The organism is Rhodococcus sp. NPDC003382 (assembly GCF_053589135.1).
Window position 1 is genome coordinate 1 of record NZ_JBSFRH010000087.1, and the last position, 8,609, is coordinate 8,609.

Here is an 8,609-nt window from a genome sequence, read left to right on the forward strand (position 1 = left end):
GTGTGTTGTATATTAGTGGCTACATCGGAGACGAGTACTGTGGTACCAGGTGGGGGTCGCGGTGAGCGGTCTCGACGGGCCCCCACACGCACGCCGCGCACGTCGGTGCGCATGGTGGCGAGTGCGACGAGCTCGCCGTCGACGTTCACCGTGATCGTCTTGTGCCGCGCCACCGCGGTCGCTGCCCCGGCGATCAACGTCAGCAACAGGGCTCCCACCACCGCATACAGCAGCGTGGACCGGGAACTGTTGATCTTCGACAGCGCAGACACAAGTTCCAGTTCTTACCTCAGGCCGAGCTTGCTGGTGCATGCAGGCCAGGCACCCCAGCCCTGTGCCGCCTGCACCTTCTCGGCGACCGCGATCTGCTGCTCGCGGGTGGCCAGATCGGCGCGCGGGGCGTACTGAGTGCCACCGAAGGCGGCCCACGTCTGCTGGGTGAACTGCAGGCCGCCGTAGAAGCCGTTGCCGGTGTTGATGGCCCAGTTGCCGGTGGCCTCGCACTGTGCGATCGAATCCCAGGTGGATGCGCGACCGGAGGCGGGCACGGCGGGCTTCGGCTTGGTTCCGACGCGGACGGTCGTGGCGACGGGCTCGGTGATCACGGTCGATGCCTTCTCGGTGCGGCCGACCTCGACGCCGTTGACGGTGTGCACGTCGAAGGTGACGGAGCGCTCACCCGGGACACCCGGGTTGTCGACGGCGGTCTCACCCTCGGTCATGTTCGGGTCGTCGACGCGGTGCTCGGCCGGCGGGACGGGCAGGTTCTCGACGCGGGACTCGATGCGGTCGCGGGTGACGACGATGTTCAGGCCCTCGGTGAGCGGAGCGTCGGCGGCGGGCGTCACGGAGTCGCCCTGCTCGAGCTTCGTGCCGTTGGCGGCGAGGAACTCACCGACCGTGGGGGCGGCGATCCGGACCGGGACCGCGGGCGCGGCGCCGTCGGTGAACTGGACGTTGCGCGGGTTCACGACGTCCAGGTCGATGCCTTCGAGCGGCAGGCGGTGCGACCGCGAGGCCGAGACGTGGACGTCGGAGGAGAGCTGGAACTGGGCCAGCGCCTCGTCGACGGTGAGCGCGGTGGTCCACACCGAGCGCTGCTCGCCGTCGACGGTCAGGTTGACCTCGCGGGCGCGGCGCAGGACGACGGTGTCGCCGTCGGAGACGGTCGCGTCGGCGGCCGGAGCGACGACGTCGTGCTCGCCGATTTCGTATCCGGCGTCGGCCAGGATGTCGCTCACGGTGGAGCTCATGGTGCCGAAGGCACGCTGCTCACCGTCGACGTCGAGGGTCAGTTCCTTGTGCTTGACGAGGGCGAAGATTCCGCCGGTGATGAGCGTCACGAAAAGGGCCGCGACGACCGAGTACAGCACGGGGGATTTGGCTCGATTGAGCTTGGCAAAAGGTGACACAACAATTCCAAACGGACGACAACTGTGATCACAGCACGGTAACGAACCGGCTTTGATACGGCAACTGCACCCGTCTGAACTGCGGATTCAATTGTAAATGCTTGGTGACATTTCGTGATTTTCGATCACTTCTCCGAGACCCGGGGAAAGTGGTACGGACGTGCGATTCTCACCCCGAATTACGAGCATGTGATTCCGGACGAAACGCCGTTCGAAAGGATGGTCGAAAGAAGGCGGAAATTCACGGCCCGACCCGGCCGTTCGCACACACGAGAACCCGGCCGCGCGGTGTGCCTTTCCGGCGGTTCCAGCCGCCACAAAGGCACACGGGCGGCGCCAGCCGCAGATTACGCGCGCGCCATGAAGGGCACCTTCGGCGCGATGAAGCGGTCGAGGCTGTACGCCCCCGCCCCGACCGCGGCGAGCAGCAGCGACCCGAGGCCGAGCGCGCCGACGAGTTCCCACCCGCCGTCGTTGACGTAGACGCCGTTACCCATGTGGACGAACAGGTAGGCGCCGAGCATGTCCAGGAACAACAACACCCCGAACACGGGGACGAGCAGACCCAGGATCAGGGAGATGCCGCCGAGGATCTCCACCCACGTGGCGATGAACGCGCTGACCGGCGGCGCGGGGACCTCCATGCTCTCGAAGCCGGCCTTGGTGCCGGAGTAGCCGTTGACGGTGAGCTTCTGCAACCCGTGCACCAGGAAGATGACGCCGATACCCAGTCGAGCCAGCAGAATCGCGATGTCGCGGAAGAACGTGCTGTTCATGGGGAACCTCTCATCGACGAAACGGAAGGTTCACGCACATCGGTGATGCACGTCACACTCAATGTATCGCACCGCGGGAAATTGGTTGACTGCGCAACGATATGGTTTACGCTCAGGTAGTTGAACACGCAACGAACTGTGAGGAGCGAATCGTGAGCACCACCACCGACCGGGAACCCGACCGGTTCGAAGCCCAGCGCGAACGTCTCCGCACGCAGTACCTGCTGCCCGCCGACCGGCGGCCCGCCTCCACCGCCCGCGGGCTCCACCACACCGCGCTGCTCAGCAGCGACGTGGAGACGACGATCCGCTTCTACCAGGACCTCCTCGGATTCCCACTCACCGAACTGATCGAGAACCGCGACTACCCGGGCTCGACGCACTTCTTCTTCGACATCGGCAACGGAAACCTGCTGGCATTCTTCGACTTCCCCGGGCTCGACGTCGGCCCCTACCGGGAGGTCCTGGGCGGACTGCACCACATCGCGATCAGCGTCGCCCCCGACCACTGGGAACGGTTGCGGTCGGCACTCGCCGACGCCGGTGTCGCCACCGAGGAACACAGCGGGACGTCGCTGTACTTCCGCGACCCCGACGGCGCCCGCGTCGAACTCATCGCCGATCCGCTCGGCGAGATGTACGGGAACCAGGTGCTCTGACGGTCAGACCGGCCGCACGCCCTCGAACGCCTCGCCGAGCACCCGGCGCACCCCGACCCGCGTGATCTCCCGCGGGTTCGGGTACCTCCGCTCCGTCGCCAGGTGCGCGGCCTCGTCGAGGTCGCCCTCGCGCATCCCCAACTCGGCGAGGGTGGTCGGCCCACCCGCGGCGGCGACCAGGTCGAACACGCCCGCGGGCGCGGACTCGGTGCCGAGCACGTCCGCGATACGGGCCATCACGCCGGGCACCGCCTCCGCGTTGTACGCCATGACGTGCGGCAACATCACCGCGTGCGTCGCCGCGTGCGGCAGTTCGAACGAGCCGCCGAGCACGTGGCACAGCTTGTGGTGCAGGCCCATGCCGACGGCACCGAGGCACGTTCCCGCCAGCCACGCCGCGAGCAGCAACTCCGATCTGCCTCCGTGGTCGACGGCGTCGGCGCCGATCGCCGGCAGTCCCCGGCCGATCGCGGCGATGGCCTGCAGCGCCAGCGCATCGACGATCGGATTGGCCTGCTCGGCGTACAGGGCCTCGACGGCATGCGCCATCGCGTTCAACGCGCTGTTCACGGCCATGGGTACCGGCATCGACAGCGTGAACTCGACGTCGTAGATCACCGTCTCCGGCAGGATCTCCGGCGAGGATCGCGTCGTCTTGACCCCGTCCGCGGTCTCCCCCAGCACCGGGGTCACCTCGGACCCGGCGTAGGTCGTCGGCACGATCACCTGGTCGATCCCGGTGCGCACGGCCAGCGCCTTCGCCAGACCGGTCGTCGAACCACCGCCGACCGCGACGACCGCGTCGACGTCGTGCTCCTTGACGACCTGCAGCACCCGTTCCGTGACGGCGACCGGGGTGTGCATGACGGCACCGTCGAACCGGGCGACCCGCAGGCCGCCCAGGACGTCCTCGACGAAACCCGCCTGCTTGCGCACGTGATCGCCGCCGAGCAGCAACACTCGCGAGCGGCCGAGCTTCTCGACCTCGTCGGCCACGCGCGCGGCCGTTCCCGCTCCGAACACCACCCGGGCCGGCTGTGCCGTGTAGACGAAGTTGTACATGCCTCCGATTGTTGCGGTTCCGGCGCGCGTACCCGGGCGGTTCGGGATCAGATCGCCGGGAAGCCGTAGACCCGTTCGGCGTTCGCGGTGGTCGCGGCCGCAAGTTCGAGCGGATCCTCCCCGCGCACCTCGGCGAGCGCCCGCAGCGTGTACGGCAGGCAGTACGACTCGTTGGGGGCGCCCCGGAACGGATGCGGGGTCAGGAACGGCGCGTCCGTCTCCACCAGCACCTGCTCGCGCGGCACCAGCGGCGCCGCTTCGCGCAGCGCCTTCGCGTTCCTGAAGCTGACGGTCCCGGAGAAGCTCAGCACGTAGCCGGCGTCGACGCAGGCCCGCGCCATGTCCGCGTCCGACGAGAAGCAGTGGAAGATCACCGTCCCGGGAGCGCCTTCGTCGTGCAGGACCCGCAGCAGCTCGGCGTCCGCGTCGCGGTTGTGGATCATCAGCGTCTTGCCGAGGCGCTTGGCGAGGTCGATGTGCCAGCGGAAACCGTCCTCCTGCTCGACGGGGTCGGCACAGCCGTCGAGTTTGCCCGGCCAGTACAGGTCCAGGCCGGTCTCCCCCACCGCGACGCACCGCGGGTCCGCGGCGAGGCGTTCGACCTCCGCGCGGGTCTGCTCGTCGAGGACGTTCGCGCGGGTCGGGTGGATCGCGACGGCCGCGTAGACACGGTCGTCCCAGTGCGCCGCCTGCACCGCGAACCGTGCCGCGTCGAGATCGTCGGCGACCGTGACGACCCGGCCCACACCGACCGCGGCGGCCCGATCGACGATCGCCGCAACCGATTCGGGATCCTCCGCGCCGCACGCGTCGAGATGCGTGTGGGCGTCGACGAGGGGTGCGAGGGGTTCGGGGGGCTCGGGCGCGGGACGGGCTTTGCTCACGGGTTATACAGTAGGGCCACCATGACTGCGCCCATTTCCGCCCGCCCGCCGTTCTATCTGACCACCGCGATCGCCTACCCGAACGGTGCCCCGCACATCGGGCACGCCTACGAGTACATCTCGTCGGACGCGATCGCACGGTTCAAGCGTCTCGACGGCTTCGACGTGTTCTTCATGACCGGCACCGACGAGCACGGCCTCAAGATGCAGCAGACGGCCGTCAAGGAAGGGCTGCCGGTCGAGGAGCTCGCCGCGCGCAACTCGAGCGTGTTCGAGGCCATGGACAAGGCCCTGAACATCTCGTACGACCGGTTCATCCGCACCACCGACGCGGACCACATCGAGGCCAGCAAAGCCATCTGGCAGCGCATGGTCGATTCCGGCGACATCTACCTCGACACCTACTCGGGCTGGTACTCGGTGCGCGACGAGGCGTTCTACGCCGAGGCCGAGACGACGCTGCAGGAGGACGGCTCCCGGATCTCCACCGAGACGGGGACCCCGGTGGAGTGGACCGAGGAGTCCACCTACTTCTTCCGGTTGTCCGCCTACCAGGACAAGCTGCTCGCGCTGTACGAGGAGCAGCCGGACTTCATCGCCCCCGCGACCCGCCGCAACGAGATCGTCAGCTTCGTCTCCGGTGGCCTGAAGGACCTGTCGATCTCGCGCACCACGTTCGACTGGGGTGTTCCGGTGCCGGAGCATCCCGACCACGTGATGTACGTGTGGGTGGACGCGCTCACGAACTACCTCACCGGTGTCGGATTCCCGGACACCGAGTCCGACGCGTTCCGGAAGTTCTGGCCCGCGAACCTGCACATCATCGGCAAGGACATCACCCGTTTCCACACGGTGTACTGGCCGGCGTTCCTGATGTCGGCGGGCATCGAACTGCCCCGGCGGGTGTTCGTGCACGGCTTCCTCTTCAACAAGGGCGAGAAGATGTCGAAGTCGGTGGGCAACGTCGTCGACCCGCTCGAGATGGTCGAGAAGTACGGTCTGGACCAACTGCGGTTCTTCCTGCTGCGCGAGATCTCCTACGGGCAGGACGGCAGCTACAGCCACGAGGCGATCACCACCCGGATCAACGCGGATCTGGCGAACGAACTGGGCAACCTGGCGCAGCGGTCGCTGACGATGGTCGCGAAGAATCTCGACGGGCTCGCGCCGACGCCGGGCGAGTTCACCGAGGACGACCTGGCGCTGCTGGCGCAGGCCGACGGCCTGCTCGAGAAGGTGCGCGCCGAGTTCGACGTGCAGGCCCTGCACCTGGCGCTCGAGGCGATCTGGCACGTGCTCGGCGAGACGAACCGGTACTTCTCCGCGCAGGAACCGTGGGTGCTGCGCAAGACCGATCCGGCGCGCATGGCAACGGTCCTGTACGTGACGCTCGAGGTCGTGCGCATCGTCGGCATCCTCGTCCAGCCGGTGATGCCGGATTCGGGGACCAAGATCCTCGACCTGCTCGGCCAGGACACGGATGCCCGCACGTTCGCGGACCTCGCGACGCGTCTGGTGCCGGGCACCGCGCTGCCGGCACCGTCGCCGGTGTTCCCGCGGTTCGTCGACGACGCCGAATAGTCGGCATCCCGGGTTCGTGTCGGTGCCTTCCGTCACACTGCCCGCATGGGGAGCACTAGAACATACATTCGAGAAGAAGATCTGGGCGCCCAGGCGCTGCTCGACGAGCTGACCTGGGCGTACGAGCGGGGGTGGCAACCCGCGGACGTGCTGCACGTGACGGCGCGTTCCGGCGACCTCTCGGACGTGCCGCTCGGCGCGGCCGCGGTGCTGTTCGACGCGCACCGCAGCCGCGCCGAGGACCGGGCCCCGGAAGGCTGGCTCCGGCAGATCCGCACCGTCGCGGACCACCATCCGCATCTCGCCGCACTCGCGACGCGGATCCCGCCCGGCGATCGGGGTCCGCTGTTCGGCGCCGCCCTGCAGCGCGCGCTGCCGGACGTCACGCGGTTCCAGGTGACCGGCCTCGCGTTCACCTGGAAGTACCTGCCGCGCTTCACCGTTCTGGCCCCGCCGCCGTCGCAGTGGCCGCCGCTGCGCACCGCCGCCGCGGCGGATGCGGTCCCGGATCCGCGGATCCTCGACCGGATCCGCGGGCTGCTGTCGAAAGCGGAGTCCACCGACTTCCCCGAGGAAGCCGAGGCGCTGACCGCGAAGGCCCAGGAACTCGTGACCCGCTACGCGGTGAGCGCGGCCCTGCTCGCCGGGAAGGACGAGTCGTCCGGCATCCGCGGGATGCGGGTGCACCTGGACAATCCGTACGCCAAGGAGAAGGTGCTGCTGCTCACCGCGATCGGGAGCGCGAACCGGGCGCGCACGGTGTGGTTCGCGAAGGTCGGTATCGCCACGGTCGTCGGCGGTGACGTCGAACTGCGCCAGATCGAGGTGCTGTTCGGGTCGCTGCTCGTGCAGGCGACCCGCGCGATGGCCGCGGCCGGAACCGGCGGCCGGGTCGGCGGCGGGGCCACCGCGTTCCGGCGCGCGTTCCTCGCCGGTTACGCCGGGCGGATCGGGGAACGGTTGCGGGAGGCCGACGCTCGTGCCACGGTCGACGCCGCCGCGGACGCGCACCTGCCGATGACGACGCTCGCGCCGATCCTGGCTCGCCGCTCCGAGGCGGTCGACGAGGAATTCCGCCGCCTGTTCCCCGCGACCCGGTCGTCGCGTACCCGCACCGTCGACGCCGAGGGCTGGCACGCCGGACGGGAAGCCGCCGAGAACGCCTGCCTCACCTCACCGTCGACGTCCGGCCCGCAGTGACGGGCCGCGAATCACGAGTCGGCGAAGCCGAGTTCGGTCGCCAGGGTCAGGCCCTGCTCGACGGTGTCGACGCTGTACGTCAGGATCAGACCCGTCTTCCGGTCGATCGTTTCGAATCCGGAACTGTACGTGTCGTCCGTGGCGTAGTTGACGATGCGATCACCCGAGGAGTGCACGCGACTGGCGTATCCGGACAGGGTTCGGTCCCGGTACCGGATGAAATTCGACCGGGCGTACTGGTCGTCGCGCCAGGCGGTGACCCACTGGTCGTCGTCCTCCGCCAACCGCATCGCCTTCCCGACACTCGAATCGGCGGTCACCACACACCGCAGCTGCAACGCACCCTCGTAACTGAATCCGGACTTGTCGCACGAGGACGACGAGGTGATCAGCTTGCTGGGCAGCAACGGCAGAACGTCCTCGGACACCTCACTGATGTATGCCGAGTCCGAGGTCGCAGGGGGTGCGCCGGCCGGGGCGGCGGCGTCGATGGTGGATGCCGCGGCGGTCGCGGGGGTCTCGCCACCGTCGACGGCGAAGTAGACGCCTGCCGCGGCGAGCACCGTGGCGAGCGCAGCCCCGGCGATCACGAACGGTGTGCGCGACCGCCCCGCAACCGGAGCCGGGTCCGCTGTGGGCGTCGCGGCGAAACTGGGCGCGGGAATCGGCGTGTGCGGCGGCTGCGCGGGTTCGCGCCGGACAGGCTCGGTCGCGCTCAGCGCCGCGGGGTCGGTGGCGCGTCCGCCGGCGACGAACCCGGCCGCGCCCTTGGCGACGACGGTTTTCGGGTCGTCGAGGGTGGCGATCGGGCCGAGCTCGGCCAGGCGCCGGTGCACATACGGGATCCGCGACGAGCCGCCGGTCAGATACAGCGCCTGCAACCGGCCGCGGTCGATGCCGGCCTCGCGCAGCACCGTCGCGGCCAGCTGCACCCCGCGGCTGATCTGCGGTTCGATCAGCTGCTCGAACTCCTCCCGGGTCAGGGTCAGGGTCAGGTCGGCGCCGTGGCCGGTCACCCGGATCGTCGCCGACGGG

General features: G+C 68.9%; 8 protein-coding genes and 1 pseudogene. 3 read left to right on the top strand and 6 right to left on the bottom strand.

The annotated features are described in order from the left end of the window. The 3 genes and pseudogenes from ACWDUD_RS30220 to ACWDUD_RS30230 all read right to left on the bottom strand — a co-directional run. Window positions 1-272 (bottom strand): annotated as a pseudogene (locus ACWDUD_RS30220) (resuscitation-promoting factor); the annotation flags it as partial. A 12-nt stretch (window positions 273-284) separates the two neighbouring features. Then, window positions 285-1,412, bottom strand: a complete 1,128-nt coding sequence (locus ACWDUD_RS30225) for a transglycosylase family protein (RefSeq protein WP_197250947.1) — start codon at window positions 1,410-1,412, stop codon at window positions 285-287. Between the two features lie 347 nt (window positions 1,413-1,759). Beyond that, window positions 1,760-2,188, bottom strand: a complete 429-nt coding sequence (locus ACWDUD_RS30230) for a DoxX family protein (RefSeq protein WP_450111724.1) — start codon at window positions 2,186-2,188, stop codon at window positions 1,760-1,762. Between the two features lie 152 nt (window positions 2,189-2,340). Between ACWDUD_RS30230 and ACWDUD_RS30235 the strand changes: the two genes are divergently transcribed. After that, the gene (locus ACWDUD_RS30235; RefSeq protein WP_197250945.1) at window positions 2,341-2,847 is read left to right on the top strand and encodes a VOC family protein; all 507 of its coding nucleotides are present in this window, start codon (window positions 2,341-2,343) and stop codon (window positions 2,845-2,847) included. Between the two features lie 3 nt (window positions 2,848-2,850). Here ACWDUD_RS30235 and ACWDUD_RS30240 read toward each other — a convergent pair whose 3' ends face one another. Together ACWDUD_RS30240 and ACWDUD_RS30245 are read right to left on the bottom strand one after the other, a co-directional pair. Continuing rightward, window positions 2,851-3,909, bottom strand: coding sequence for a maleylacetate reductase (locus ACWDUD_RS30240; RefSeq protein WP_450111725.1), 1,059 nt, complete (start codon window positions 3,907-3,909; stop codon window positions 2,851-2,853). 47 nt (window positions 3,910-3,956) lie between these two features. After that, entirely contained in the window at window positions 3,957-4,793 is an 837-nt protein-coding gene (locus tag ACWDUD_RS30245) for a TatD family hydrolase (RefSeq protein ID WP_450111726.1), read from the bottom strand. 21 nt (window positions 4,794-4,814) lie between these two features. Between ACWDUD_RS30245 and metG the strand changes: the two genes are divergently transcribed. Both metG and ACWDUD_RS30255 read left to right on the top strand, forming a co-directional pair. Beyond that, a complete protein-coding gene (metG, locus tag ACWDUD_RS30250; protein WP_450111727.1) occupies window positions 4,815-6,374 on the top strand; it encodes a methionine--tRNA ligase in 1,560 nt (519 codons plus the stop codon). A gap of 45 nt (window positions 6,375-6,419) precedes the next feature. Further along, window positions 6,420-7,574, top strand: coding sequence for a DUF2786 domain-containing protein (locus tag ACWDUD_RS30255; RefSeq protein ID WP_450111728.1), 1,155 nt, complete (start codon window positions 6,420-6,422; stop codon window positions 7,572-7,574). Window positions 7,575-7,585: 11 nt separating this feature from the next. Here ACWDUD_RS30255 and ACWDUD_RS30260 read toward each other — a convergent pair. Continuing rightward, window positions 7,586-8,609, bottom strand: a 1,024-nt coding sequence (locus ACWDUD_RS30260) for an Hsp70 family protein (protein WP_450111729.1), incomplete at its 5' end; no start/stop codon positions are given.

Coding starts and splice junctions, on each gene's coding strand:
- ACWDUD_RS30230 (WP_450111724.1), bottom strand. CDS start 2,188: ATGAACAGCACGTTCTTCCGCGACATCGCGATTCTGCTGGCTCGACTG.
- ACWDUD_RS30240 (WP_450111725.1), bottom strand. CDS start 3,909: ATGTACAACTTCGTCTACACGGCACAGCCGGCCCGGGTGGTGTTCGGA.
- metG (WP_450111727.1), top strand. CDS start 4,815: ATGACTGCGCCCATTTCCGCCCGCCCGCCGTTCTATCTGACCACCGCG.
- ACWDUD_RS30255 (WP_450111728.1), top strand. CDS start 6,420: ATGGGGAGCACTAGAACATACATTCGAGAAGAAGATCTGGGCGCCCAG.